Source organism: Actinacidiphila paucisporea, assembly GCF_900142575.1.
Taxonomy (GTDB): Bacteria; Actinomycetota; Actinomycetes; order Streptomycetales; family Streptomycetaceae; genus Actinacidiphila; species Actinacidiphila paucisporea.
In genome coordinates, this window is sequence record NZ_FRBI01000018.1 from 12,157 (window position 1) to 38,363 (window position 26,207).

At 72.5% G+C, this 26,207-nt stretch carries 22 protein-coding genes; 8 read left to right on the forward strand and 14 right to left on the reverse strand.

Annotated features, from left to right (window positions below; all coding sequences use genetic code 11):
* The first annotated feature begins 139 nt into the window (after positions 1 to 139).
* Positions 140 to 913 carry a L,D-transpeptidase family protein gene (locus BUE44_RS23890; RefSeq protein ID WP_073501042.1) on the forward strand — a complete coding sequence of 258 codons (774 nt, stop codon included), beginning with the start codon at positions 140 to 142 and terminating at the stop codon, positions 911 to 913.
* On the opposite strand, the gene BUE44_RS23895 is transcribed toward BUE44_RS23890, so the two are convergent.
* Positions 899 to 1,765 carry an NAD(P)H-binding protein gene (locus BUE44_RS23895; RefSeq protein WP_073501043.1) on the reverse strand — a complete coding sequence of 289 codons (867 nt, stop codon included), beginning with the start codon at positions 1,763 to 1,765 and terminating at the stop codon, positions 899 to 901. The two genes, BUE44_RS23890 and BUE44_RS23895, sit on opposite strands and share 15 nt — an antisense overlap.
* Positions 1,766 to 1,888: 123 nt before the next feature.
* Here BUE44_RS23895 and BUE44_RS23900 point away from each other — a divergent pair, with 123 nt between their 5' ends.
* Positions 1,889 to 2,320, forward strand: coding sequence for a MarR family winged helix-turn-helix transcriptional regulator (locus BUE44_RS23900; RefSeq protein ID WP_073501044.1), 432 nt, complete (start codon positions 1,889 to 1,891; stop codon positions 2,318 to 2,320).
* A gap of 493 nt (positions 2,321 to 2,813) precedes the next feature.
* On the opposite strand, the gene BUE44_RS23905 is transcribed toward BUE44_RS23900, so the two are convergent.
* Positions 2,814 to 3,977, reverse strand: coding sequence for an inositol-3-phosphate synthase (locus BUE44_RS23905; protein ID WP_073501045.1), 1,164 nt, complete (start codon positions 3,975 to 3,977; stop codon positions 2,814 to 2,816).
* A 527-nt stretch (positions 3,978 to 4,504) separates the two neighbouring features.
* Between BUE44_RS23905 and BUE44_RS23910 the strand changes: the two genes are divergently transcribed.
* The 3 genes from BUE44_RS23910 (at position 4,505) to BUE44_RS23920 (ending at position 10,431) form a co-directional block, all read left to right on the forward strand.
* A complete protein-coding gene (locus tag BUE44_RS23910) occupies positions 4,505 to 5,812 on the forward strand; it encodes an ROK family transcriptional regulator (RefSeq protein WP_073501046.1) in 1,308 nt (435 codons plus the stop codon).
* Between the two features lie 358 nt (positions 5,813 to 6,170).
* Positions 6,171 to 7,403: a ThuA domain-containing protein gene (locus tag BUE44_RS23915; RefSeq protein WP_073501047.1), complete on the forward strand. Its 1,233-nt coding sequence runs from the start codon at positions 6,171 to 6,173 to the stop codon at positions 7,401 to 7,403.
* Between the two features lie 91 nt (positions 7,404 to 7,494).
* Entirely contained in the window at positions 7,495 to 10,431 is a 2,937-nt protein-coding gene (locus tag BUE44_RS23920; protein WP_107415816.1) for a PQQ-dependent sugar dehydrogenase, read from the forward strand.
* A gap of 75 nt (positions 10,432 to 10,506) precedes the next feature.
* Here the strand turns inward: BUE44_RS23920 and BUE44_RS23925 are convergent, their stop codons facing one another.
* Genes BUE44_RS23925 through BUE44_RS23935 form a run of 3 tightly spaced genes read right to left on the reverse strand, consistent with a single transcriptional unit; the run spans position 10,507 to position 14,198 of the window.
* On the reverse strand, positions 10,507 to 11,568 hold the full coding sequence (locus tag BUE44_RS23925; protein ID WP_073501048.1) for a substrate-binding domain-containing protein: 1,062 nt from the start codon (positions 11,566 to 11,568) through the stop codon (positions 10,507 to 10,509).
* Positions 11,569 to 11,628: 60 nt separating this feature from the next.
* On the reverse strand, positions 11,629 to 12,714 hold the full coding sequence (locus tag BUE44_RS23930) for an ABC transporter permease (protein WP_073501049.1): 1,086 nt from the start codon (positions 12,712 to 12,714) through the stop codon (positions 11,629 to 11,631).
* Positions 12,711 to 14,198, reverse strand: a complete 1,488-nt coding sequence (locus tag BUE44_RS23935; protein WP_073501050.1) for a sugar ABC transporter ATP-binding protein — start codon at positions 14,196 to 14,198, stop codon at positions 12,711 to 12,713. The genes BUE44_RS23930 and BUE44_RS23935 overlap by 4 nt, the downstream gene beginning before the upstream one ends.
* Positions 14,199 to 14,538: 340 nt before the next feature.
* Here BUE44_RS23935 and BUE44_RS23940 point away from each other — a divergent pair, with 340 nt between their 5' ends.
* The gene (locus tag BUE44_RS23940; RefSeq protein ID WP_073501051.1) at positions 14,539 to 15,384 is read left to right on the forward strand and encodes an alpha/beta fold hydrolase; all 846 of its coding nucleotides are present in this window, start codon (positions 14,539 to 14,541) and stop codon (positions 15,382 to 15,384) included.
* A 104-nt stretch (positions 15,385 to 15,488) separates the two neighbouring features.
* Here the strand turns inward: BUE44_RS23940 and BUE44_RS23945 are convergent, their stop codons facing one another.
* The 9 genes from BUE44_RS23945 to BUE44_RS23985 all read right to left on the reverse strand — a co-directional run bounded on the left by BUE44_RS23945 (position 15,489) and on the right by BUE44_RS23985 (position 23,806).
* Positions 15,489 to 16,277, reverse strand: coding sequence for a hypothetical protein (locus tag BUE44_RS23945; protein ID WP_073501147.1), 789 nt, complete (start codon positions 16,275 to 16,277; stop codon positions 15,489 to 15,491).
* Between the two features lie 144 nt (positions 16,278 to 16,421).
* Entirely contained in the window at positions 16,422 to 17,537 is a 1,116-nt protein-coding gene (locus BUE44_RS23950; protein WP_079190021.1) for an endo-1,4-beta-xylanase, read from the reverse strand.
* A gap of 162 nt (positions 17,538 to 17,699) precedes the next feature.
* Positions 17,700 to 19,043 carry a cryptochrome/photolyase family protein gene (locus BUE44_RS23955; protein ID WP_107415817.1) on the reverse strand — a complete coding sequence of 448 codons (1,344 nt, stop codon included), beginning with the start codon at positions 19,041 to 19,043 and terminating at the stop codon, positions 17,700 to 17,702.
* Positions 19,044 to 19,119: 76 nt separating this feature from the next.
* Positions 19,120 to 20,643, reverse strand: coding sequence for an SDR family oxidoreductase (locus BUE44_RS23960; protein ID WP_073501053.1), 1,524 nt, complete (start codon positions 20,641 to 20,643; stop codon positions 19,120 to 19,122).
* A gap of 281 nt (positions 20,644 to 20,924) precedes the next feature.
* Positions 20,925 to 21,299 carry a hypothetical protein gene (locus tag BUE44_RS36655; RefSeq protein ID WP_073501054.1) on the reverse strand — a complete coding sequence of 125 codons (375 nt, stop codon included), beginning with the start codon at positions 21,297 to 21,299 and terminating at the stop codon, positions 20,925 to 20,927.
* 107 nt (positions 21,300 to 21,406) lie between these two features.
* Positions 21,407 to 21,808: a roadblock/LC7 domain-containing protein gene (locus BUE44_RS36660; RefSeq protein WP_073501055.1), complete on the reverse strand. Its 402-nt coding sequence runs from the start codon at positions 21,806 to 21,808 to the stop codon at positions 21,407 to 21,409.
* 47 nt (positions 21,809 to 21,855) lie between these two features.
* Entirely contained in the window at positions 21,856 to 22,608 is a 753-nt protein-coding gene (locus BUE44_RS23975; RefSeq protein WP_073501056.1) for a hypothetical protein, read from the reverse strand.
* Between the two features lie 23 nt (positions 22,609 to 22,631).
* On the reverse strand, positions 22,632 to 23,018 hold the full coding sequence (locus BUE44_RS23980) for a hypothetical protein (RefSeq protein ID WP_073501057.1): 387 nt from the start codon (positions 23,016 to 23,018) through the stop codon (positions 22,632 to 22,634).
* Positions 23,019 to 23,176: 158 nt separating this feature from the next.
* Complete coding sequence (locus BUE44_RS23985; protein WP_073501058.1) at positions 23,177 to 23,806, reverse strand: MarC family protein; 630 nt, start codon at positions 23,804 to 23,806, stop codon at positions 23,177 to 23,179.
* Positions 23,807 to 23,927: 121 nt separating this feature from the next.
* Here BUE44_RS23985 and BUE44_RS23990 point away from each other — a divergent pair, with 121 nt between their 5' ends.
* Together BUE44_RS23990 and BUE44_RS23995 are read left to right on the forward strand one after the other, a co-directional pair.
* Positions 23,928 to 25,616 (forward strand): MDR family MFS transporter, encoded by a 1,689-nt coding sequence (locus BUE44_RS23990; protein ID WP_073501059.1) that lies wholly within the window; start codon positions 23,928 to 23,930, stop codon positions 25,614 to 25,616.
* 18 nt (positions 25,617 to 25,634) lie between these two features.
* Complete coding sequence (locus BUE44_RS23995) at positions 25,635 to 26,096, forward strand: universal stress protein (protein WP_073501060.1); 462 nt, start codon at positions 25,635 to 25,637, stop codon at positions 26,094 to 26,096.
* The last annotated feature ends 111 nt before the right edge of the window (positions 26,097 to 26,207 follow it).

Consider the following 26,207-nt stretch of genomic DNA (forward strand, 5'->3'; position numbering starts at 1 on the left):
GAACGGTTGCAGGGGTATGGGTACTGACGTACGACCGGGCCGCCGCGGCCCGGGGGAGCGACCTGCGGGCGGCCGCGGGGCGCCCCGCAGGCCCAACACCCCGTTGTCCGCGACCTCTTGCACCGAAGGGCTCCACCCCATGCCTTCCCCATCCCCCCGCGTCCTGCTGTCCGGTCTCGGCGCCGCGGCGATCGCCGTCATCGCCGGCTGCGGCACCCCGGTCGGCACGGCCGCGCAGGACAGGGCCGCCCCGGTCGTCACGGACGGCAGGCCGGCCGGTCCGGCCGCCACCGCGCCGGCGCCGAGCCGTACGGGTGCAGCGCCGCGGCAACTGCCGGGGCTCGGACCGCAGACGCTGGCGCGTATACCCGCGCAAACCCGGCAGGTCGTCCTGGTGACCGGGCGCTCGCGCAACTCGCCGGACGCCACCGTCGTCCTCTACCGGCGGGCCGCGGACGGAGGTTGGCAGCCGGGCGCCGCCTGGCCCGCGCACAATGCCAGGGACGGCTGGACCGCCGACCACCACTCGGGCGATCTGCGGTCCCCGATCGGGGTGTTCACGCTCTCCGACGCCGGCGGCCTGCTGTCCGACCCCGGCACGAAACTCCCGTACCACCACTCCGGCGGCTTCGACACCGGCGGGCGCGGCTTCCGCGGCGAGCCGCTCGCCGGGTCCTTCGACTACGTCATCGCGATCGACTACAACCGGAAGACCGGGGTGTCCCCGCTGGACTGGACCCGCCCGATGGGCGCCTCGCGGGGTGGCGGCATCTGGCTGCACGTCGACCACGGCGGCCCCACCCACGGCTGCGTCAGCGTCTCCGCGCCGTACATGAAGCAGCTGCTCGCCACCCTCGACCCGGCCCTGCACCCGGTCGTCGTCATGGGTGACGCGGCCTCACTGGCCCGCTGAGGCGGCCCTGAAGACGTCGGCGTGGCGGGCGCACCAGTCGGCGAAGGTGGCCGGCTTGCGCCCGAGCAGCCGCTCGACGGTGTCGGTGCGCAGCCCCACGGTGTCGGCCCGCATCAGTGCGAAGCCCCCGATGACGGCGTCGGCGAGCGCGGGCGGCGCGCCGTTGGGGAAGCGGGCCGCCACCACCTCCTCGGCGGTCCCGGCGGGGCGCACCTCGATCGGCCGGCCGGCGGCGGCCGCGATGATCGCGACCTGCTCGGCCACCGTGAAGGACTCGGCGCCGGTGAGGGCGTAACTCTCGCCCTCGTGCCCGTCGGTGGTCAGCACGTGCGCGGCGACCGCGGCGATGTCCGCCGGGTCGATCGGCGCCAGGCGGCCGGGGCCGACCGGGTCGAGGACGTAGCCGCCGTCGCGGATGGTGGGAAGCCAGTCCAGCGCGTTGGTCATGAAGCCGCCGGGCCGCAGTACGGTGGCCGGGATGCCCGAGCCGCGGACGATCTGCTCGCGGGTGTGGTGCCACCGGCCCATCGCCGGCATCGGTTCGCCCAGCACGTTGGTCGAGGACAGGAACACGATGTGCCGTACGCCCGCGGCCTGCGCGGCGGCGACCGCGTGGGCCGCGGTGTCGACGGCGATGCCCGGGGTGAGCAGGAACAGCCGGTCGGCGCCGGCGAAGGCGGCGGTCAGTGAGGCCGGCACGGTGAGGTCGCCGGTGACGCGCTCGACGCCGGCGGGCAGCGCGGCGGCGCGGGCTGGGTCGCGTACCAGGACGCGGACCTCGGCGCCCGCCGCGTCGAGTTGCCCGACCAGCTCGCGGCCGATGTTTCCGGTGCCGCCCGTAACGAGTATCATCGGGATCTCCTGAGGTCGTTTGCCGTCTAATGACCTGACGGGGGAGAACGCTAGCCGCCTAATCATTAGCCGTCAATCGATTCCGGGAGCGGCCTGTGCCGCGCCCGCCGCCGGAAGGTCGCGATGCCCGAGTTCCTCGACCTGCACAGCAGGACCACCAAGGTGCTGCGGGCGCTCGCCGACGAGGCGATGCGCGCGAACGGTCTGCACTACGGCCAGCACCACCTGCTCGCCGCACTGTGGCGGCAGGACGGCAGGACGCCGGGCGAGGTCGCCGCGAAACTGCACGTCACCACCCCTACGGTGGTCAAGATGGCCGACCGGATGACCACCTCGGGCCTGCTGGTACGCCGCCGCGACGACCGGGACAACCGGCTGGTCAGGCTGTGGCTCACCGACGCGGGACGCGCGCTGCAGGAACCGGTGGAAACCGCCCGGCGCGATCTGGAGCAGCAGGTCACCGCGGACCTGACCGAGGCCGAGCTGGCATGCCTGATGGACGCGCTGGCGAAGGTCGCCCGCACGGCGGAGGGCCTGCTGGGGTCGGGCTCCTGACCGGTCGCCGCGCGCGACTCAGCCGTGCGGCTCCAGGCCCGCGAGCCGCAGCAGCAGGTCCCTGACCTCGGTGACGTGGTAGCGGTCCCGGCCGTACGCCGGGTCGGAGCAGATCAGCACCGGGCCGTCCCGCGCGGTCGCTTGCCTGCGGCCCGGCTGTGGTGGCCCGCGCAGTCCCCCGCGCCCCCAGGGGATGCCCCCTTCAGGTAGGCGTTTGGCGTTTCCGCCGTCGTGGTTGCGCGCGCCGTTCCTCGCGCCCCTTTGGGGCGCCTGCCTCTGCCGGGCATTGGCCCCGTGCGGTCGCGGCGAAAGGCCCTGCGTGCCCAGCTCCCACGAACCGTCGTGTGGGAACGGGCAGCCACCACCCCAGGGGCGCGGGGAACTGCGCGCGTAACCACGGTGCGGCCGCAGGCAAGTGACGCACCGTAAGGGGCAGCCTCCTGGGGGCGGGTGCGCGGGGAGGTCGCAAGAGGCCCGGACGCCGGCCGAGGGGTCATAACGGGGTCCTGGTCCAAGCCAGGAGGCGTTCGTACTGGGGCACGAGCCGATGCTCCCGCGCCCCCATCGGGTCCTTGAAGAAGAAGGCGAACTGCGGCTGCACCCCCACCGCCCCGCGGGCCATGGCGCGGCCCAGGAGTCGCACCAGGTCGAGGACCAGCGGCGCGGCGAGAGCCGAATCGCAGCCCTGCCAGGTGAACTGCATCGTCATCCGCACTCCGAGGAAGCCGTCGAAGGCGATGTGGTCCCACGCCGTCTTCCAGTCGCCCAGCGCGGGCACCTCGTCGATGTGGACCTGGCCCTCGACCGGGTCGGGGAGGAGTTCGGTGAGGCTGCGGGCCTTGGACGCGTTCTTGCTCGCCGCGGCGGACGGGTCCGCGAGCGTCGCCCCGTCACCGCCGCCGAGCAGATTCGTACCAAACCAGGCCCGTACGCGCAGCGCCCGGTGCGCGAACATCGGGGCGAGCGCACTCCTGACCAGGGTCTCACCGGTCTTGCCGTCGTTGCCCGTGTAAGGGACACCGATGCTGCGGGCGAGTTCGTCGAGTGCGGGCAGCCGCATCGCGCCGGACGGGGTGAAGTCGACGTAGCCGCACCCGGCGCCGAGTGCGGCGTAGGCGTAGAGCGCGTGCGGCGGCAGTACGGGGTCGGGTCCGGCCAGTGCGGCGCGCAGGGCGGCCAGGTCGGTGAAGGCGGGGTGCGGGTCGGGCTGCGGGGCGGTGGAGGCGAGGTTGACCACCACGACCCGGTCCAGCCCGTGGCGTTCGCGGAAGTCCGCCAGCTGGCCGGCGATCGCGGCGGCCTGGGGTGCCTGGGAGCCGGCCGCGGCGCCGACGCCGGGGCGGATCTCCCGGTCGGCGGCGGCCAGCGCCCGCTGGAGCGAGGCCGGTAGATCGGCCGGTACGACACCGGCCGCGACCAGCTGTTCGGCCCGTTTGGCCAAGGGGATGCCGGTGATGTCGCAGCCGCCGAAGACCAGGTCGCCGAGCGGGGTGAGTCCTGCGTCGCGGAAGTCGGGCAGTTCGGTGACGCAGCCGACGGGCGGGGCGAGACCCGCCGCCACGGCCGCGGCGCCGACGACGACCGTCGTGGCGACCGAGCCGCGTGCGCCGATGATCCACACCCCGAGACGGGGACCGTGTGCAGGGGTCGAACCCATGCCTTCACCTCCGTGTGTCACCTGCTGCGGAGCGTTCGGAGAAGCGTGCCCTCAAGGCCGGGAAGGAGAGTGGGACGCACGTCCGCCGGGACCTCCCGGTGTGGCGGGGGAGCCCGCGCTCGCGGCGCCGACGGAGCTGTTCGTCAGTTCAGCGAATAAACTAATCACGCCCTCCCCGTGCGGCAAGAGGCAGTCAAGAATCCGTTGAACGCAGTGCGCGCCGTGGTGACTTGGGAAACTCTGATGCGGTGTCCCCGGCGCGCCGGGGGTCGGGGTCGAGTCCGTGGAAGTCGGCGCGTAAGGTGCATCCCCGGCATCCGTAAGCGATCACCGTTGGCGCTCCACGGCGGCCCGCCGCGGCTGCCGCCGTACGGTGCCCCCTGCGTCCCGGCTTTCCTGTGAGTGTGCTGAAGGCCGTTGACCTGCGGTGGAGCGTCTATTAGTTTGGTGAACGAATAAATGGGCCAGAGAGGTTTGCCGGGCAGGACCCGTCGTGGTCCGCGCCGGCGGAGAAAGGTCGCAGCGTGATGAACGGCGGCGGGCAGCCGGCGAGCAAGCAGAGCATGCGCCGGCACAACCTGGCCTTGGTGCTCCGTCAGGTCGCGGCCAGCGAGAGCGCCTCCCGGGCCACCGTCGCCGCCCGGGTGGGCCTGACCAAGGCCACCGTCTCCTCGCTGGTCGAGGAGTTGCGGCTGGCCGGGCTGGTCATCGAGCACGTGCCGGAGAACCAGGGCAGGGTCGGCCGTCCGGGCGGCGCGCTCGCGCTCAACCCGCGGGGCGCGGCCGGCGTCGGCGTCGAGGTCAACGTCGACTACACCGCGGTCTGTGTCGCCGACCTGACCGGCGCCCCCCGGGTCCGCCTGACCGAGCGCGCCGACAACCGCGGGCGCGGCGCCGAGGAGACGCTGCACTCGGCCGGCCGGCTCGCGGCCAGGGCCTGCGCCGCTGCCCGCCGCGCCGGACTCGCCCCGGTTCAGGTCACCTTGGGCGTCCCGGGGCTGGTCCACGACGACAGGGTGCTGCACGCGCCCAACCTGGACTGGCGCCACGTCCCCGCCGGCGACCTGCTCGTACGGGGCCTGGGCCGCCAGCGGCTCGCGGTGTCGGTCGACAACGAGGCCAATCTCGCGGCGATCGGCGAGTTCCAGGCCAGGCCGCCCGGCGCCGGGGCGAGTTTCCTGTACGTCTCGGGCGAGATCGGCATCGGCGCCGGCCTGATGGTGGACGGCGAGCTCTTCCGCGGCGGCGGTTTCGCCGGCGAGATCGGCCACGTCACGGTGATCCCGGACGGACCCGAGTGCGGCTGCGGCGCGCGCGGCTGCCTGGAGCGCTACGCGGGGCAGGACGCGCTGCTGGAGGCCGCGGCGCTGGACTCGGTGAGCGCGACCCGGCTGGGCTCGGCGCCCGCCGTGACCGCCACCGCGACCCGTACCGGCGGCGGACCGGGGCGGCACGCCCTGCAGGAGGCGCCGACCGAGGGCAGCGCCCCGGTGGAGCGGCTCGCGGCGCTGGCCGCCGAGGGCGACGACGCCGCGGTCAGGGCGCTCGCGGTGGCCGGCCGGGCGCTGGGTGTCGCGCTGTCCGGCGCGGTGAACCTGCTCGACCCGCCCGAGGTGGTGATCGGCGGGATATACGCCAGGCTGGCGCCCTGGCTGATCCCCAGCCTCCAGGTGCAGTTGCACGAGCGGGTCACCTCGGGCCGCTGGCGCTCCGACCGGCTCCGGGTCTCCGGGCTCGGCACCGAGGCGGCGGTCAGGGGCGCGGCGGGGGCCGGAGTGCAGGCGATCCTGCGCGACCCGTCGGCGTACATCGACCTGACCAGCCCGGTGCTCTGAGGGGACATCAGTTTTCGCTGCCGCAGGGCCCGTTGATTCCCTGCCCGGCGGTGAAGGCCGGGGCGCAAGCGCTTCGTGGCTTGTCTGTGACAACCCTTGACGCTCCGCGCCCTGCCAATTAGTTTTTTGAACCAACGAACCAATTCATCACTCCGCTCGCGGTTTGCGCTGATCAGCCCGCCGCGTCGGAGCTGAGGCATCCCTTGTCACCACCACGTTCCAAGGCGATGCCGCGATGCCGCAGGACGGACCCGTCGCCGCCCGGCGCGAGCAGACGTGCTTCGCCGCGCCCCGAAGCGGTCCGTCCGCTCCACCCTGCGGCACCATCCCCCCGCAGTGCGTCACCCGAGGAGCCGCCATGCGCACGCCCCGTCCACGCACCCGTCCCGCCCTGCTCGCGGCACTGAGCCTGTCCGCGGCAGCCGTCCTGACCGCCGCCGCCCCCGCGGTGAGCGCCGCCCCCGCCCCGGCCCCGCCGTCCGCCGGCCGGGCCGCGGCGGCGCCCTTCAAGGTCCTGGTCTTCTCCAAGACCACCGGTTACCGGCACGACTCCATCCCGGCCGGCATCGCCGCCATCCAGCAGCTCGGCCAGCAGAACAACTTCACCGTCGTCGCCACCGAGGACGACACGCAGTTCACCGACGCCAACCTGGCGCAGTACGCGGCCGTGATCTTCCTGTCCGCGACCGGCGACCCGGTGACCACGCAGGCCGAGAAGGACGCCTTCCAGCGCTACATCGAGCACGGCGGCGGCTACGTCGGCATCCACGCCGCCTCCGACAGCGGTTACACCTGGGCCTGGTACGGCGACCTGGTCGGCGCGTACTTCAAGCAGCACCCCGCCATCCAGCCGGCCACCGTCACCGTCGAGGAGCACACCCACCCCTCGACCCAGGGCCTGCCCAACTCGTACACCCACACCGACGAGTGGTACGACTTCCAGACCGACCCGCGCTCGAAGGTGCACGTCCTGACGTCGGTGGACGACAACTCCTACACCGGCTCCACCATGGGCGCCGACCACCCCACCACCTGGTGCCACACCTACGACGGCGGCCGCGCCTGGTACACCGGCATGGGGCACACCAACGAGAGCTACACCGAGGCGAACTTCCTGCACCTGCTGCTCGGCGGCATCCAGACGGCGGCCGGCGTGGTGCCGGCCGACTGCTCGGTCACCTCCACCCCGCCGCCCGTGGAGCACGGCATCAGCCTGAAGGCACACGCAAACGGCAAGTACGTCACCGCGCCGAGCACGACGCAGCCGCTGATCGCCAGCAGCACCACGGTCGGCACCGGCCAGATCTTCGACGAGGTCGACCTGGGCGGCGGCAACGTCGCGTTGCGGGCCCACGTCAACAGCCAGTTCGTGACGGCGGAGAACGCCGGCGCGGCCTCGCTCATCGCCAACCGGGGCGCGGCGGCCGGGTGGGAGACCTTCCAGCTGATCCACAACTCCGACGGCAGCATCAGCCTGAAGGCCGCGGCCAACAGCAAGTACGTGACCGCCGAGAACGCGGGCGCGGCCGCGCTGATCGCCAACCGTACGGCCATCGGCCCGTGGGAGGAGTTCGACCTCTCCACCCGCTGAGCCCGCACCGCCCGGCAGCACGGCTGCCCTCGCCATCCGCAGCCGTGGTGACCTGTCATGCCCATGATCACCGCTTATCGAGGAGACCCACGTGCTGTCCGAACGACCACGACCACGACTGCGCCCCCGAGCGCGCGCACGGCTGCTCAGCTGGCTGACGCTGCTGGTCGCAGTGCTCACCCTGCCCGTGCTCGCGGTGCTCGCCACCGTGCCCGCGGACGCCGCGCCGCCGCACAGCGCGGCCGGCACCGCTGCCGCCAAGCCGGCCGTCGCCGGCGTCCCCGACAGCAGCTTCCAGAAGGTGCTGCTCAACAACTCGGGCGGGAACCCGCTGCAGTTGGACATCGCCGCCGACGGCCGGGTCTTCTTCATCGACATGCTCGGCGACGTGCGGATCATCAACACCGGTGGCACCACCGTGACCGCCGGGCACCTCGACGTCTTCACGGCGAACGAGAGCGGCCTGCTGGCCATGGCGCTCGACCCGGCCTTCGCCACCAACCACTGGATCTACCTCTACTACTCGCCCTCGTCGGCGAGCGTCGACCGGCTCAGCCGCTTCACCGTCAACGGCTCCACGATGGACATGACGAGCGAGAAGGTCGTCATGGAGGTACCGGTCCAGCGCGCCGAGTGCTGCCACCACGGCGCCGGCATGGCCATGGACCACAAGAACGGCAACCTGTGGCTCTCCACCGGTGACAACACCAACCCGTTCGCCTCCGACGGCTACGCGCCGATCGACGAGCAGTCCGGCCGCGCCACCTGGGACGCCCAGCGCACCGCCGGCAACACCAACAGCCTGTCGGGCAAGGTGCTGCGCATCCACCCGGAGTCCAACGGCACGTACACCGTCCCGGCCGGCAACCTCTTCGCGCCCGGAACGGCCAAGACCAGGCCCGAGATCTACGCGATGGGCTACCGCAACCCCTTCCGGCTGGCCCTCGACCCGAAGACCGGCTTCGCGGTGGTCGGCAACTACGGCCCGGACGCCGGCGCCGCCAACTCCGCCCGCGGCCCGGAGAACACCGTCGAGTGGGACCTGCTGAGCAAGCCGATCAACGCGGGCTGGCCGTACTGCATCGGCAACAACACCCCCTATATCGACTACAACTTCGCCACCAAGACCTCCGGCGCCCCCTTCGACTGCACGGGCGGCCCGACCAACAACTCCCCGAACAACACCGGGCTGACCAAGCTGCCGCCGGCCACCCCGGCCAACGTCTGGTACCACTACGGCGCGGACCCGAACAACTTCCCGCTGCTCAGCGGCGGCGCCCCGATGGCGGGGCCGGTCTACCGCTACGACGCCAACCTGGTCTCGGACCGCAAGTGGCCGGCCGCGCTGGACGGCCAGGCGATCTTCTCCGAGTGGAACACCAGCAAGGTGTACACCTTCCATATCAAGTCGGACAACACCGGCACCGACGACATCGAGCCCTTCCTGCCGTCGGTCTCGTTCAAGAAGCCGATGGACATGAAGTTCGGCCCGGACGGCGCCCTCTACATGGTCGAGTGGGGCACCGGCTACGGCGGCAACAACGCCGACGCCGGCATCTACCGCATCGACTACCTCAACGGCGGCGCGCTGCCGGTCGCCAAGGCGACCGCCAACCGCACCAGCGGCCCCGCGCCACTGGCGGTGACCTTCTCCAGCAGCGGCTCGAACGACCCGGCGGGCGGCAGCCTGACCTACAAGTGGGCGTTCGGCGACGGTGCCACCTCGACCACCGCCAACCCCAGCCACACCTACAGCGCGGTCGGCAACTACACCGCCGTACTGACCGTCACCAACAGTGCGGGCAAGAGCTCGACCGCGAGTATCGACATCACCGCGGGCAACACCGTGCCGACGCTCACCATCACCGCGCCACCCAACGGCGGGCTGTTCGACTGGGGTGACAAGGTCAACTTCGCGGTCACCGTCACCGACCCCGAGGACGGCACCGTCAACTGCGCCCAGGTCAAGATCCAGGCCATCCTGGGCCACGACACCCACGGCCACCCGCTCGACCAGTACAGCGGGTGCAGCGCCACCGTCACCACGACGCTGTCCAACGGCCACAGCGACGGCGACAACGTCTTCTACGTCATCGAGGCCAGCTACACCGACAAGGGCGGCAGCGGCGGGGCCGCACCGCTCACCGGCCGGGCCCAGATCACCCTGCAACCCAAGCACAAGCAGGCCGAGTTCTTCACCGACACCGGCCGCGCCGGCGACGGGCAGGGCACCGACACCCCGGGCGTCACCGTCGAGAACGGCGCCGACAGCGCGGGCGGCGGCCAGGACATCGGCTTCATCGAGGACGGCGACTACTGGAGCGTGTCGCCGATCGCGCTGAACAACATCACCTCGGTGGGCTTCCGTACGGCCTCGGCGAACGCCGGCGGCCGCATCGAGGTCCGCTGGAACTCGCCGACCGGCACCCTGCTCGGCACCGCCACCGTACCGACCACCGGTGCCTGGCAGACGTACACCGACGTCACCGCCAGCCTGAGCAACGTGCCCAGCGGCAGCGGCAAGGTCTACTTCGTCGCCCGCAACCCCTCGGGCCACACCGGACCCGGCGCGCTGATGAACGTCAACTGGATGCTGTTCGCCGGCGCCGGAGTCGGCACCCCGGGCACCCCCGGCGGCACCGGCATCAGTCTGAAGGCGCACGCGAACGGCAAGTACGTGACCGCGCCGAGCACGACGCTGCCGCTGATCGCGAGCAGCACCGCGGTCGGCACCAACGAGACCTTCGACGAGGTCGACCTGGGCGGCGGCAACATCGCGCTGCGGGCCCACGTCAACAGCCAGTTCGTGACGGCGGAGAACGCCGGCGCGGCCTCGCTGATCGCCAACCGGGCGGCGCAGGGCTCCTGGGAGACCTTCCAGCTGATCCACAACTCCGACGGCAGCATCAGCCTGAAGGCCACGGTCAACGGCAAGTACGTGACGGCGGAGAACGCCGGCGCGGCGGCCCTGATCGCCAACCGGGACGCCATCGGCCCCTGGGAGGAGTTCGACCTGGGCACCGCGTGAGCGCGCGGCGCTGACACGGAACTGCCCCGGGCCGACGGCCCGGGGCAGTTCCATGAGGGGGTTCGGGGTGGCGGATCAGGTGAAGGACGTCGGCAGGTACTGGTCGACGTTGTCCTTGGTGACCGTCGCGGAGAACAGCGTGATCGAACTGGGCACCTCCTGCTCGACCAGGTCGCCCATGCCCTTGCTCTGGCCGATCAGCCGGGCCAGGGTGATCGCGGACGCCGACATGCTCGACGGGTAGACCACGGTGGCCTTGAGCACCCCGCTGTCCGCCTTGATCTCCTGCATCGCGTGCCGGGACCCGGCGCCGCCGACCATGAAGAACTCGCTGCGGCCCGCCTGCTTGATGGCGGCCTCCACGCCGATGCCCTGGTCGTCGTCGTGGTTCCAGACCGCGTCCAGCTTGGAGCGGGCCTGCAGCACGTTGCTCATCACCTGCTGACCGCTGTCCGCGGTGAACTGCGCGGCCTGCCGGATGCTGACCGAGAAGCCCGCCTTGGCCAGCGCGTCCTTGAAGCCCTGGCTGCGCTGCTTGGTCAGGTCGAGGTTGTCGATACCGGCGATCTCGGCGATCACCGGCTTGCTGATCCCCTTGGCCTTGAGCGTCCTGACGACGTACTGCCCGGCGTTGACGCCCATGCCGTAGTTGTCGCCGCCGATCCAGGTCCGGTAGGCCAGCGAGTTGTCGAAGACCCGGTCCAGGTTGACCACCGGGATACCGGCGTCCATCGCCTGGGCGCCGATCGAGGTCAGCGCCTTGCCGTCGAAGGGCAGGATCACCAGCACGTCGACCTTCTTGCTGATCAGCGTCTGGACGGCGCTGATCTGCGCGTTGACGTCGTTGGTGCCCTCGGCGGCCTGGAAGCTGACGTCGGTGTACTGCCCCGCCTGCGCCTTGGCGTTCTTGGTGATGGCCGCTATCCAGCCGTGGTCGGCGGCCGGCGCGGAGAAGCCGACGGTGACGTGCTTGCCCGGGGTGCTGCCCGACGTGCTGGACGCGGCCTTCACATTGGCCTTGTCCGCCTCGCCGTTGGAGTTGCTGGTGCACGCCGACAGCAGCAGACCGCTGCCCAGGGCGCCCGCGCCGAGCAGCATGTTTCTGCGCCCCATGGCCGTGGGTCCGGTCTCTTTCATACGTGTTCCCTTCGAAGGGCGGTGGAGGCGGGAGGTGGAGCGGGGGTGGAGCCGCGCCGGTCAGGCCGGGGGGCGCGCACCTCGGGTGCGCTGCAGCAGGACGGCGACCAGGATGATCAGCCCCTTGGCGATCTCCTGGATGTCCGTGGTCAGGTTGTTGAGCACGAAGATGTTGGTGATCGTGGTGAAGACCAGGACGCCGAGGATCGAGCCGAACAGCGAACCGCGGCCGCCGGCCAGCAGCGTGCCGCCGATGATGACCGCGGCGATGGAGTCCAGCTCGTAGAGGTTGCCGAGGTTGCTGGCACCGCTGGTGGTGCGGGCGGTGAGCATCACCGCGGCGATGCCGCAGCACACCCCGGACAGCACGTACAGCAGCATGGTGTGCCGCCGTACCGCGATACCGGCCAGCCGGGCCGCCTCCGGGTTGCCGCCGACCGCGAAGGTGCGCCGGCCGAACGTCGTACGGTTCAGCAGCAGCCAGCCGAGCACCACGATCCCGGCCATCAGGTAGACCAGCAGCGGGACGCCGAGGATCTTGTCGGTCGCGATCCGGTTGAACGACTCCACCGTCACCACCTGCGACTGCCGGTCCGACAGCCGCTCGGCGACACCGCGGGCCGAGGCCATCATGGCCAGCGTGGTGATGAAGGCGACGATCTTCCCGTAGGCGATCAGGACGCCGTTGAGCAGTCCGACGACCGAGCCGACCACGACCGCGGTGAAGACCATCCCGCCGAGCCCGTACGACTGGGTGGCGACCGTGGTGCACCACACCGAGGCGACGGCGACGATCGCGCCGACGGACAGGTCGATGCCGCCGCCGATGATGACGAACGTCTGGCCGACCGTGATGACACCGATGACCGCCGCGCTGGTCAGGATGTTGACGATGTTGTCGGTCGTCAGGAAGTTGCCGGAGGTCGCGGCGCCCACCACGCCCAGCAGCAGGAGCACCACCAGCAGCCCGAGGCTGTGCACCTGGTGCAGCGGGAAGAGCCGCGGCAGCTGCCGCCGCCGGGCCGCCCCGGGGTCGGGGCCCTCCTTCACCAGCGACGGCCCTCCGGTGGCACCGGTGCCTGACCGGCCCTGCGCCGGCACCACGGGGGCCTCCTGCGCGGGTCTCGGCGTGGTCTGGTCGCTCATGGACGGCTCTCTTCCATCACGAGGTCGAGTACGTGGGATTCCTTCAGCGAGGCGGCTTCGGCCTCGTGGACGATGCGGCCCTCGCGCAGCACCAGGGCGCGGTCGGCGAGGCCGAGGACTTCGGGGACCTCGCTGGACACGAACAGCACCGCCACCCCGGAGTCCGCCAACTCCCGCACCAGCGCGTACAGCTCGGAGCGCGCGCCGACGTCGACCCCCCGGGTGGGCTCGTCGAGCAGCAGCACCCGGCAGCCGCGCAGCAGCCAGCGGGCCAGCACCGCCTTCTGCTGGTTGCCGCCGGACAGCGTGCCGACCGCGCGCTGCGGGTCGGCCGGGCGCAGGTCGAGGGCGGCGACCCGCGCGGTCGCGGCGGCCGCCTCCCGGCGGCGGTCCAGCCAGCCGAAGCGCGCGAAGCGGCCCAGCGAGGAGATGCTGACATTGCGTACGACGCTGTCCTGGAGGAAGAGCGCCTGGCTCTTGCGCTCCTCGGGAGCCAGGCCGACGCCGGCCTTCACCGCGGCGGTCACCCGGCCGGGCGGCAGCGGCCTGCCGTCGACCACGACCGAGCCGGAGGCCGGGCGCGTCGCGCCGTAGACGGCGTGCAGGATCTCCGAGCGGCCGGAGCCGACCAGGCCCACCAGGCCGACGATCTCCCCGGCCCGGACGCTGAAGCTGACGTCCTCGAAGCTGCCGGGCTGCGTCAGGTGCTCCACCCGCAGCACCTCCTCGCGCGCCGGCAGCGCCCGCTGACCGCCGCGCTGCGGGAAGTCGTACGCGCTCTCGCGGCCGGTCATCAGCGCCACGAGCTGGGAGGTGGGGGTGGTGGCCGGCAGGCCGCCGGCGACCGTGCGGCCGTCCTTGAGGACGGTGACCCGGGTGCCGATGGTCCGTATCTCGCCCATGCGGTGGGAGATGTAGAGGACGGCCACGCCGGCCGCGGTCAGCTCGCCGATGACCCGGAAGAGGTTGCCGACCTCGTCCTGGGTGAGGACCGCCGACGGCTCGTCCATCACGATCAGCCGGGTGTCGTGCGACAGCGCCCTGGCCATGCTGACGATCTGCTGCTGGGCGGGGGACAGGCTGCCGACCTCGGTGCCCGGCGCGATCTCCGGGTGACCCAGCGAGCTCAGCAGTTCGCGGGCGGCGGCGGCCGTCTCACCGCGGCGGGTCAGGCCGTAGCGGGCGCGCTCGTGGCCGAGGAAGATGTTGTCCGCCACCGACAGCCCGTCCACCAGGTCGAGTTCCTGGTAGATGGTGGAGATCCCGTGCCGCATCGCCGCGGTGGGACTGGGCAGCACCACCGGTTCGCCGTCCCAGGTCAGATCGCCGCTGTCCGGCTGGTGGGCACCGGCAAGCACCTTGATCAGCGTCGACTTGCCGGCGCCGTTCTGGCCGAGCAGGCAGTGCACCTCGCCTGGCTCGACCTCCAGATCGACGCCGTCCAGTGCCTTGGCACCGGGAAACTCCTTGGTAATTCCCCGCATTCGAAGCAGAGGAGAACTCACATTGCCGCCTAGGGAGGGGGAACTGTGGGTGCCGATAGGGACACAAAGCGTTCGTTCGTCAGTTCAGCGAACAAACTAATGAGGACCGAGGGGGAGGGCAAGAGCGGGGACGGACTCAGTTTGGAAACCTGACGGCACTTCACCGGCGCGGTCGGCGAGGGCGGTGTCACCGATCCCGGCGGGCCGTGCCCGGCGGCTGATGCCGGCGCCGATCCGCGGCGCTCGCGATCGATCCGCGGCGTCCCGCGCGGAGGGAAGGTCTACGGTGTATAGTATACGCTGTATACCGACGCTGGAACCGACAGACGGGTCGACGACGATGACAACCGAGGCGATCGAACTCTCGGCCGGGACCATCGACTACCAGGACACCGGCGGCGACGGCCCGGTGGTCGTCCTGCTGCACGGCCTGCTGATGGACGCCACGCTGTGGGACGCGGTGACCGCGGAGCTGCGCTCCGGACACCGCTGCCTGGTCCCGACGCTGCCGATGGGCGCGCACGCCCGCCCGATGCGCGAGGACGCGGACCTGACGCCCAAGGGGCTCGCCCGGCTCGTCGGTGAGTTCCTGGAGCGCCTCGACCTGCGGGACGTCACCCTGGTGGGCAACGACACCGGCGGCGCGCTGGTGCAGCTGCTCATCGCGCAGGGCGCCGAGCGGGTGGGCGCGGTCGTGCTGGCGTCCTGCGACGCCTACGACAACTTCCCGCCCGGGCTGACGGGCCGGACCGTCGTCATGACCGGCAAGCTGCCGCCGGCGCTGTTCGGGCTGTTCATGCAGCAGATGCGGATCAAGCCGGTACGCCGGCTGCCGATCGCCTTCGGTTGGCTGACCAAGCGCGGCGACGCGGTCACCGCGCGCTGGATGCGGCCGATCCTCTCCCAGGCGGGGGTGCGGCGCGACGCGGTCAAGGTACTGCGCGGCATCGCGGCCGACCGCCACGTCCTGGAAGCGGCGGCGGAGTCGCTGCCCGCCTTCGACCGGCCCGCCCGGGTGGTGTGGGCCGAGCGGGACCGCGTCATGCCGCCCGACCACGGCCGGCGGCTCGCCGAGGCCCTGCCCCGGGCACGGCTGGTCGTCGTCCCCGACAGCTACACGCTGCTCGCCCTGGACCAGCCCGGCGCGCTCGCCGAGGCGATCCGCGACGCCTCGGCCCGCCCCTGACGGCTCGCCCACCGCACGGGACGCAGGCGTCTACCCGGCGCGGGCCACCGCGGCCGGGTCAGTTGTGCCGGGCGCCACGAACGCGCGGTGTCCGCGGCGGTCCGTCAGGTCGTCGCCTCGGCCGCGACCGGGCCGCCGCCGAGCGCGTCGCGGCGCTCAGGCATCCTCAGCGACGTCATCCGCCGCCAGCCGGCAGCGCGCTCGTACGCGTAGACCGCGCGGATCCCCGCGCGAAGGACCGCCGCCCGCGGCGCGGACCAGTGCAGCAGCCGGCCCATGTGCGCCATCACCGCGAGGCTGACCTCGCGGTAGACCCGGATCTCCGCCATCGCGCACTCGCGCAGCGTGCGGTGGATCAGCCGCCCGTGCCCGGCCGCGGCGAGCCGCAGCAACTCCTCGTGGCAGTAGGCCAGGTGGTTGTCCTCGTCGCGGGCGATCTGGCGGACCGCCCGGCCGATCTCCGGGTGGTCGCCGAAGTGCTTGAGCAGCAGCGCCATCTGCTCGGAGGCCCGCTGCTCGGTGACCCGGCTGTGGGCCAGATAGGTGACGATGTCCTGCTCGCCGAGCGGCTGGTCCGCCCGCAGCCGGGAGTGGGCGAGCCCGATCCCGGCACGCTCCAGCAGCATCGTGTAGTCCGTGTCCGCGGGGACCGGCGCCGGGTCGAGGCCGCGGCCGTGCAGCAGGCCGTTGAAGATGCGCCCGTGCTTGTCCTCGTCCGCGCCGTGGCGGGCGATCTTGGGGGCCAGCCGGGTCAGGCCCCGCGGCACCAGTGCCGCGATCCTGCCGTTCTCCCAGCCGCCCTGCGTCTCGCCACTGGCGGCGATGGAGCAGAAGAGCCGAAAGGACTCGTCGTTGTCGAGGATCTCGGTGAACAGGCCGCGCGCCGACAGCACCACGCCTCTCCTCTCGCCGCCCAGCGGATGTCACGACGAGTCAAGGCCGGTGGCCGGGCACCCGCAACCGGGGAGCGCGGCGGCTGGGCCGTACGGAGTATGCCCCCACCGGGACCGGGTGTTCGGTCCCGGTGGGGGAGTCGGTCAGCGTCCGGCCAGTCGGAGGTCCTGGCTGATCGCGGTGTAGGCGGTCTTCGCCTGGTAGTTCTCGTCGTAGATGTTGGCCTGGCCCTCACCGGTGAAGGTGCCGGGGACCCACGAGTACTTGTCGGTGAAGCCCCATACCGTGAAGTCGGTGCAGTGCGCGGTCAGCAGGCAGCCTTCGAGCAGCGTCTGGTACGCCTCGTTCTGGGCCTCGACCTCGGTGTTGTCGGCTGGCAGCGGGATGCGGACGTCGGCCTCGGTGATGGCGGTCTGCACGCCGAGCTTGTCGAAGCGCCCCAGGTTGTCGGCGATGTCGTGCGGCGCCGGGTACTGCACGTCCAGGTGGCCCTGGTCGCCGACGCCCTGGATCGGCACACCCTGCTTGCGCAGCGAGGCGACCAGGTTGTAGACGGCGGTGCTCTTCGCGTTGACGCCGTCGATGTTGTAGTCGTTGTAGAAGAGCACGGCCTTGGGGTCGGCCTGGTGGGCCCAGCGGAAGGCGTCGGCGATGTAGCCGGGGCCGAGCTTCCGCAGCCAGAGGGAGTCGCGCAGGGTGCCGTCCTCGTTGAAGGCCTCGTTGACGACGTCCCACTGCCAGATCTTGCCCTTGAAGTGCGGGACCTCGGCGGTGATGTGCTGGTGCAGGATGTCGCGCAGCTGGTCGGCGGTGAAGTCGCCGGAGGTCAGCCAGGACGGCAGCTGGTTGTGCCAGACCAGGGTGTGGCCGCGCACGAGCTGGCCGTGCGCCCGGGCGTAGGCCACCAGCTGGTCGGCCTGGGTGTAGTCGTACGTGCCGCGGGTGGGCTCGACCGCGTCCCACTTCATCGCGTTCTCGGGCGTGACCGAGTTGAACTGGGCCCCGACGAGGTCGGCGTACTGCGGCTCGTTCGCCAGCGCGTCGGCGTTCACGGCGGTACCGATGCGGATGCCGGCCCGCTGTGCCAGCGCCCGCAGGGTCTGGGCGGACGGCGCCGGACCGGCGTGCGAAGAGCCGGCGGGGGCCGGCGTGGCGGGGTGCTGGTGGCCGGGGGAGCTGGCCATCACGTTCGGCGCCAGGGCGGCCATCAGCCCGGCGGCGGCGGCGACCACGGTGGCGACGCGGGTCATTTTGATCATGCGGGGTCCTTCGAGCAGGCGGAACGACGGCGTTCCGGCAGAGCGAGGCTTCGAATGTTTCGAACTCGGTTACGCAACTTGCGGTCGCAACCTAAGGCCTGCATTCCGGACGGTCAACACCTCGGACGGATCCGCTGCTTGCCGGTTTGTCCCGGACCTGGATCAGCGCAGGCCGCGGGCTTGCCGGAAGCGGTCCAGGGCGTCGGGCAGTGCGACGACAGGTGCCGGGTACCCCTTGCGGTCCTTTTCCGGAAGCTTCCACGGCTCGTGCACGGCCGGACCCCGCACCGCGGCCAGCTCCGGGACCCAACGCCGCACGTAGTCGCCGTCCGGGTCGTTGCGGCGGCCCTGGAGCACCGGGTTGAGCACCCGGTTGGGCCGCGTGTCGGTGCCGGTGCCGGCCACCCACTGCCAGTTCAGCTGGTTGTTCGCGATGTCGCCGTCCACCAGCAGGTCCAGGAAGTGCCGGGCGCCCACCCGCCAGTCGACGTAGAGGGTCTTGGTCAGAAAGCTCGCGACCACCAGGCGCCCGCGGTTGTGCATCCAGCCCTCCGCGAGCAGCTGGCGCATCGCCGCGTCGACCAGCGGGTAGCCGGTACGGCCCTCCCGCCACGCCGCGGCGTCCGCGTCGGCCGCCCTGCCGCTACGCCAAAGGTCGTGCCTGGTGCGGTAGTCCGCCGCCGATACGCCCGTCCTGGCCGCCAGGAGCTGGCGGTTGAAGTCGCGCCAGCACAACTGCCGTACGAAGGCGTCCGCGCCGGGACCGCCGGCGGCCCGCGCACGGTGCACCGTCTCGAGGGCCGACAGCGTCCCGAAGTGCAGATGGGCCGACAGCCGGGAGGTCGCGTCGGCGGCCAGGTCGTCCTGGCCGGTGTCGTACGCCTCCAGGCCGCCGCGCAGCCACTGCGACAGCCGCCGCCGCGCCGCGCGCTCACCGCCCTTGGCGGGGCCGCCCGCCGGCAGTTCGGCCGACCGTACCGACTCCGGCACCCGCACCGTCCGCGGCGCGGGCAGCGTGTCGCGCAGCCGGTACGCCGACCAGTGCCGGAAGTACGGGGTGAAGACCGCGAAGTGGTCGGAGCCCTGAGGGGTGAGCGCGCCCGGCGGCACCGCCGTCACCACCGTGTCGTGGACGTGCAGCCGCCGCCCCGAACCGGCGAGCGCCACCCGCAGCCGGTCCTCGCGGCGCTGCCCGAAGCCGCTGTCGGCCGCGGCCACGTGCACCTCGTCGGCGTCGCACTCCGCGGCCACCGCGCACACCTCCGCGGCCGGTTCACCGCGCCGCACCACCAGCCGGCCGCCCCGCTCCCGCAGCCCGGCGTCGAGATCGGCCAGGCACCCGGCGAGGAAGTCCCGCCGGGCGGGCGCGTCGAAGCCGGCCCGCGCGACGGCGGGGTCCAGTACGAACAGCGGCACCACCTCGTCCGCCGCGGCGAGCGCCGCCCGCAGCGGCGGATGGTCGTGAAGGCGCAGATCCCCGGTGAAGAGGACGACCGCGCGCCTCACGTGCGACCTCCGCGGCGGGCCCCTGCCCCGTGCGCCGTGCCGCATCCGGCCCGGCCCGGTGCGCCGGCCGCGCGGCTCACGCCGCCTCCTCCGTCCTCGCACGGGCCGCCGCCTGCGCGATGTTGCGGGCCATGCCGCCGAACACGGCGGCGTGGAAGGGGGAGATGGCCCACCAGTAGGCGTGGCCCAGCAGGCCGCGCGGGTGGAAGACGGCGCGCTGGCGGTAGCGGGTGCGGCCGGCGGGGTCGCGGTCGGCGGACATCTCCAGCCAGGCCAGGCCCGGCAGGCGCATCTCGGCGCGCAGCCGCAGCAGGCGGCCGCGTTCGATCTCCTCGACCCGCCAGAAGTCGAGCGAGTCGCCGACCCGCAGCCGGGTCGCGTCGCGGCGCCCCCTGCGCAGGCCCACCCCGCCGACCAGCCGGTCGAGCAGGCCGCGCAGCGCCCACGCGAGCGGGAAGGAATACCAGCCGTTCTCGCCGCCGATGCCCTCGATCACCCGCCACAGGTCGGCGGGGCTGGCGTCGACGACGGTCTGCCGCCGGTCGGTGTAGAGGCTGCCGCCCGCCCAGTCGGGGTCGGTGGGCAGCGGGTCGCTGGGGGCGCCGGGCACCGCGGCCGACGACCAGCGGGTGCTGACCTGCGCGTCCCGCACCCGGCGCAGCGCCAGCGTCAGCGCCGCGTCCACCCCGATGGGCGCGCCCGGCGGGTCGGGCACGTGGTCGGCGATGTCGTGCTCGTCGCAGACGACCTCGTGCCGCAGCGACTCGGCCAGCGGTTTGGCGACCGACGCGGGCACCGGGGTGACCAGCCCGACCCAGTGGCTGGACAGCCGCGGCGTCAGCACCGGCACCGGCACGATGACCCGCGGCGGCAGCCCGGCCACCGCCGCGTAACGCTGCATCAGCTCGCGGTAGGTGACCACGTCGGGGCCGCCGATGTCGAAGGCCCGGCTGACATGCGACGGCATCGCGGCGCTGCCGACGAGGTAGCGCAGCACGTCCCGTACCGCGATCGGCTGCATCCTCGTACGGACCCAGCTCGGCGTGACCATCACCGGCAGCCGCTCGGTGAGATACCGCAGCATCTCGAAGGACGCGGAGCCGGAACCGATGATGACCGCGGCCCGCAGCACCGTCGCCGGCACCCCCGAGTCCAGCAGGATCCGCCCGACCTCGGCGCGCGAGCGCAGGTGCGGTGACAGGTCGCTCTCGGCGACCCCGCGCGGGGTGAGGCCGCCGAGGTAGACGATCCGCCGCACCCCGGCCGCCCGCGCCTGCTCACCGAAGACCCGGGCCGCCGCCCGGTCGGTGCGCTCGAAGCCGGCGCCCGTACCGAGCGCGTGCACCAGGTAGTAGGCGACGTCGATGTCGCGCAGCGCGTCCCGTACCGACGCCTCGTCGGTCACGTCGCCCGCGACCACCTCGGTCCTGCCCACCCAGGGGTGGTCGCGCAGCTTGACCGGTGTGCGGGCCAGGCAGCGCACCTCGTGGCCGGCGTCCAGCAGTTCGGGGACCAGCCGGCCGCCGATGTAGCCGGTCGCCCCGGTGACCAGGCAGCGCAGCCCCGGCCGCGTCTGCGCCTGCCCCGCGAGGCTGTTCACATCGGCACCTCTGCTCGACCCGGTCTGTCACCGCCCAGCAGACCACGGCCCCGGCCCGTACGGCGTCAGCCTCGGTGCACAGTCACCCGAAGTGCGCAATAGCCGGTGGCCGGTTGGTCCGGCCGTACGGTTGTCGGGCCGCCTGCGCGGCGCCGGATCGGGGCGGCCACCTCGGCCGCCGGTTCCGCCGCTGGTTCCGCCGTCGGCGCTCGCCTTCGGTGCGCGCCGCAGGCCGCCGTACGCCAGGGCGGGCCGGATTCCGGCCGGCCCGCCCGGGCAGGTCACACCTCCAGGTCGGCCTCGATGGACTTGAGCTGGTGCCTGGCCATCGCCAGATTCGCCCGGCCGCGGTCGAGCGCCAGGTAGAGGAACAGGCCGCTCTTGCCGCGGCCGCGCAGCAGTCGGATCAGGTGGTACTGCCCGCTCAGGGTGATCAGGATGTCCTCGATCTCGTCCTTGAGGCCGAGCATCTCCATCGTGCGGGCCTTGGCCCGGACGACGTCGGTGTTGCCGGCGGCGGCCACGGACAGGTCGAGGTCCTTGCCGCCGCCGAGGGTGCCCAGCGCCATGCCGCTGGTGTAGTCGACGAGCGCGACGCCGATGACGCCCTCGATGGAGGTCATCGCGTCCTTGAGCGCGGTTTCGGAGTTGGCCATGATCTTCGTGCTTCCCTTCGACGGTGTGTGCTGTGCTGTCGGGTTCTTCGTGGGGTCCTGGGCACGGGGCCTGGCCCGGGTGCCGCGGGGCCGGGGCGGCTGGTCGGTCACGGCGCACCGCCGCCTTCCGGCACGGTGGGGACGCCGTCGAGCAGGTCCGCCAGCCGGGCGCTGCTGCGGCGGGCCTCCAGGTGCAGCCGGCCGACGTTGGCGCGCGGCCCGGCGATGACCGCGATCACCGCCTCACGCCCGGCCGCGTGCAGCGCGACGAAGCCGGTCTCGCTGCGGACCAGCAGTTCGCGCAGCGAGTGCTGCCCCGCGCCGTCGGTGAGCCGCAGGGCCACGCCCAGGGCGGCGGCGGTCAGCGCCGCGAAGCCTTCGGCCTGCACTCCGGGCGCGTCCGCGGCCAGCAGCAGGCCGTCGGCGGTCGCCGCGAGCGCCCCGGTCGCCTCCGGCAACCGCGCCCGCAGCCCTTCCAACTCGGTACGTATAGCGGCTTCGTGCACCATCGACCTCCTCCGCTCGGCACGCAGGGCGTGCCGCTGCAACGCCCGCTTCACAACCGCTCCAGCGCGACCCGCAGCCGGCGCAGCAGCGCCGCGTCCGGGTCGTCGCCGATGTTCTGGAACCAGGCCGGCGCCCGCGCCGGCGCCCGCGTGCCGCCGCGCGGGGTCTCGACGAGCCCGAGCGCCGCCAGCCGCCGTACGTCGAGCAGCGCGTGGAAGGCCGGCCGGCCCAGGAGTGCCGCGATCGCCGACGGGGTGCGCACGCCGTCCGCGAGGTCGAGGACCGCGGCCTGCCGGCGCGGCACGAAGGGCGGCCACGCCGCGGGCCGCAGCGCGGCCCTGGCCACCGTCACCGGCGCCGCGTCCAGCCGCGGGTGCGGCCACAGCGAGTCGAGCAGCAGCCGGCGCCGCCGGGTCTCGTACTCCACCCTGGCCACCGGGACACCGCCCAGCGAGCCGAACCAGTGCCGCACCCCGTGCCGGAACCGGGTCGGGCCCGCGGCGGGTAACAGCACGAAGTAGGCCGCGTCGTACAGCGCGCCGAGCCGGCTGATCTCCAACTCGCCCGCCGCCAGCCTGCGGTGCTCGATCAGCCAGCGGCCGGTCGCGCAGGCGGCGCCCGCGGCGGCCACCGCCTCCTGCCAGGTCTCCGGTGAGAGCCGGCCGCCCGCGGTCAGCAGCACCTCGATGCCGGGCGCCGCCGGGCTCTCGGCGTGCACCACCTCGCCGTCGGCGAGGTAGAGCGCGCCGGTGTCCCGCAGCAGCACACCGGTGGCGCGCTGCTCCGCGAGCCGGAACAGCATGGGGGAGTGGCCGTCCGCCGCGCTCACAGCAGGACCAGCCCTTCGGCGAGTTCGCGCAGGCCCCGCAGCGCCAGCGCGAGGTTGCCCTGGTCCCGGTCGAGCCACAGGTAGAGGAACACCCCGCCCTCGTAGGGTGCTTCGAGGAAGCGCAGCAGGTGGTAGCCGGTGCCGGTGACCACCATCGCCTCCTCGGCCGCGATTCCCGTGCCGCGGTGGCCCGCGGTGAAGACCGGGTGCTCGGCGGTCGCCCTGGCGTAGGCCGCGGTCTCGGCCGCGACCGCCTCGTGGTCGCCGCCCGCCGCCTCGCCGATCACGCCGAGCGCCAGCCCGCTGACCCATTCCACCAGGGCGGCACCGCGTGCCCCGGGCAGCGCCATCGCCCGCAGCAGGCACTCGTCGATCCCGGACACACCGCTCCCCTCGATCCACGCGCCGCGCGGCCGCCCCGGCTCAGGCGGTGACGAGCAAGTTACGCTGCGTGCCATCCGTTTCGGGGAGTTCTGGCATTTTCCTGCGGTACATGCGGGCGGTTGGCCTAAGATGCCCGCCACGCGCCCTGTGGGGGCCGCTACTTGCGGGCCGACAGCGTGGCGACGCCGAGGTCGAAGAGACCGTCGAGCACCAGGTCGACACCGACCGCGGCGAGCAGCAGCCCGATCAGCCGGGCGCCCAGCTCCACGACGGCGGTGTGGGTCCGCTGCAGCAGGCCGCCGAGCAGCAGGACGCAGACCAGGTCCACCGCGATGACCGAGATGAAGGCCGCGACGACGGTGCCGCGCCAGCTCCAGTCGTCGCGCTCCGCCGCCTCGATCAGCACCGCCGTCATGGCCAGCGGGCTGACCACGTACGGCACCAGCAACTCCCGCAGCCCGCTGGTGATGTCGGGTCCGTCCTCGCCCTGCGCCTCGGTCCCGATGTGCAGGCCGAGCACCAGGCCGATGGCGTAGAGGAAGAAGATGATCCCGCCGGCCAGCGCCAGCGCGGGGGTCGAGATGTGGAACAGTTCGAGCAGCCAGGGCGAGAGGAAACCGGTGGCCACCCCGATGACCACCGCGCCGGCCGACGAGATCAGCGCGATGGTGCGCAGGTCCCCGCGCGGGTGGTGCTGCGCGAGCCCGGCGAAGGCCAGCAGCACCTTCGGCGGCCCGATCACGGAGAAGAACGTGATGAATGCGGCGGAGTACGTCAGGGTGATCATAACGGGCATGATGCGCAGTTCCCGGCCGTGGGACGGGTATTGACGCCCGCCGGGTCGGCGCTTTCCGGCATCCCGCAGTATCGTTGCCCAGGGCAAGCAAGGATCCGGAGAAAGAGTCCCCATGAGCGCCCAAGCAGACGCCGCGCAGACCGGCACCGCCGCACCCCCGACGGGCTACACGCACCGGCAGATCATGATCATCCTGTCCGGACTGCTGCTGGGGATGTTCCTCGCCGCACTGGACCAGACGGTGGTCTCCACCGCCATCTACAAGATCGGCGAGAGCCTCAACGGCCTGACGGCGCAGGCCTGGGTGACCACGTCCTTCCTGATCACCTCGACCATCGCCACGCCGCTGTACGGCAAGCTGTCCGACCAGTACGGCCGCAAGCCCTTCTTCCTCTTCGCGATCTCGGTCTTCGTCGTCGGATCCGCGCTGTGCATGCTCTCCACCTCGATGTACATGCTGGCCGGCTTCCGCGCCTTCCAGGGCATAGGCGCCGGCGGCCTGTTCTCGCTGGCCTTCGCGATCATCGGCGACATCATCCCGCCCCGCGAACGCGCCAAGTACCAGGGCTACTTCATGGCCGTCTTCGGCACCTCCAGCGTGCTCGGCCCGGTCATCGGCGGCGCGCTCGCCGGCCAGGACTCGCTGCTGGGCATCGACGGCTGGCGGTGGATCTTCCTGGTCAACGTGCCGATCGGCGTCCTGGCGCTGATCGTGGTGGCCAAGGTGCTGCACGTCAAGCAGGACCGCCGCCCCCACAAGGTGGACTCGCTCGGCGCGCTCGCGCTGATCGTCGCCCTGGTGCCGCTGCTGATCGTCGCCGAGCAGGGCCGCGAGTGGGGCTGGGGCAGCGGCACCGCGCTGCTGTGTTACGTCGTCGGCGCGGTCGGTGTCGTCTGCTTCCTGTTCGCCGAGCGCAGGGCCGGTGACGAGGCGCTGCTGCCGCTGCGGCTGTTCCGCAACGGCGTCTTCGCGCTGGGTTCCGCCCAGTCCGCGATCATCGGCATCGGGATGTTCGGCGGCATCACCCTCATCCCGCTCTACCTCCAGCTGGTCAAGGGCAACTCGCCCACCAAGGCGGGCCTGCTGACGCTGCCCCTGGTGCTCGGCATCATGGTGCTGTCGATGGTCTCCGGCCTGATCACCTCGCGCACCGGCCGCTACAAGATCTTCCCGATCATCGGCTGCGCGCTGCTGGTCGCCGGCATGCTGATGTTCTGGCAGATGGACGCCGACAGCAACCTGCCGTACGTCGACGCCGCCATGTTCGTGGTCGGCGCCGGGCTCGGGCTGAACTTCCAGACCATCGTGCTGGCCATGCAGAACGCCGTACCGCCGCAGGACATCGGCGTGGCCACCTCGTCGACCACCTTCTTCCGGCAGATGGGCGGCACGCTCGGCGTCGCCGTCTTCCTGTCCATCGTCTACTCGGTGGTCGGCGGCCGGATCAGCTCGGCCTACGCCGACGCGCGCGGCAGCGCCGCCTTCGACAAGGCCGCGGCCGCGCACCCCGACCAGCTCAGGATGCTCACCTCCGGCGGCTCGGGAAGCCTCAACGACACGTCATTCCTCAACCACATCGACCCGGCGCTCGGCCACCCCTTCAAGGTCGGCTTCACCGGTGCCATCAACGTGGCCTTCCTGGTCGGCGCCGGCGTCCTGGTGATCGCGCTGGTGCTGTCCACGCTGCTCAAGGAGGTGCCGCTGCGGACCACGGCGGCCGCCTTCGCCGACCAGGACGAGGAGCAGCCCGCGGCGGGGAAGGCCGCGGGCGGCGGTCCGGCCGGCGGTCCGGTGGCGTAGCGCCGGCACGGCAAGGCCGTGGGTTTCGATCGGGCCGCCGCCCCGCGGGGCGGCGGCCGTGTCGTGGTGGTCGGACTGGACGACTCCGACTCCTCGTGGCGGGCCGCCGCCTACGCCGTCGGTCTCGCCCGCCGGCAGGACGCGCTGCTGGTGATGGTCCACGTGCTGCCGGTGCACACCACCGCGATGCTCGCCGGCCTGTCCTGGATGCTCGCCGCGGACGACCTGGCGCTCGCCGAGCGGCTGCGGCACCGGGTGGCGAGCGGGCTGGCCGGCACGGTCGGCCTGCCGGCCCCGCGGTGGGAGTTCCAGGTCCTGCGCGCCGCCGACGTGGTGACCGGGCTGGCCGAGACCGCCGACGAGCTGCGGGCGGACACCGTGGTCGTCGGGGCGTCCAAGGGCCTGCGCCACCGGCTGTTCGGCTCGCCCGGGGTGCGGCTGGTCAGGACCGGGCGCTGGCCGGTGATCGTGGTGCCGTGAGCGGGGGAGCAGGCCGGTGGCGGAAGGGCTGCCGGCCACCACCGGCAGGTGACCGGCAGTCAGCGCCCATGGCTGCCCGGAGTGACTCCTGTCGCTCCCGGTGACAGGTGG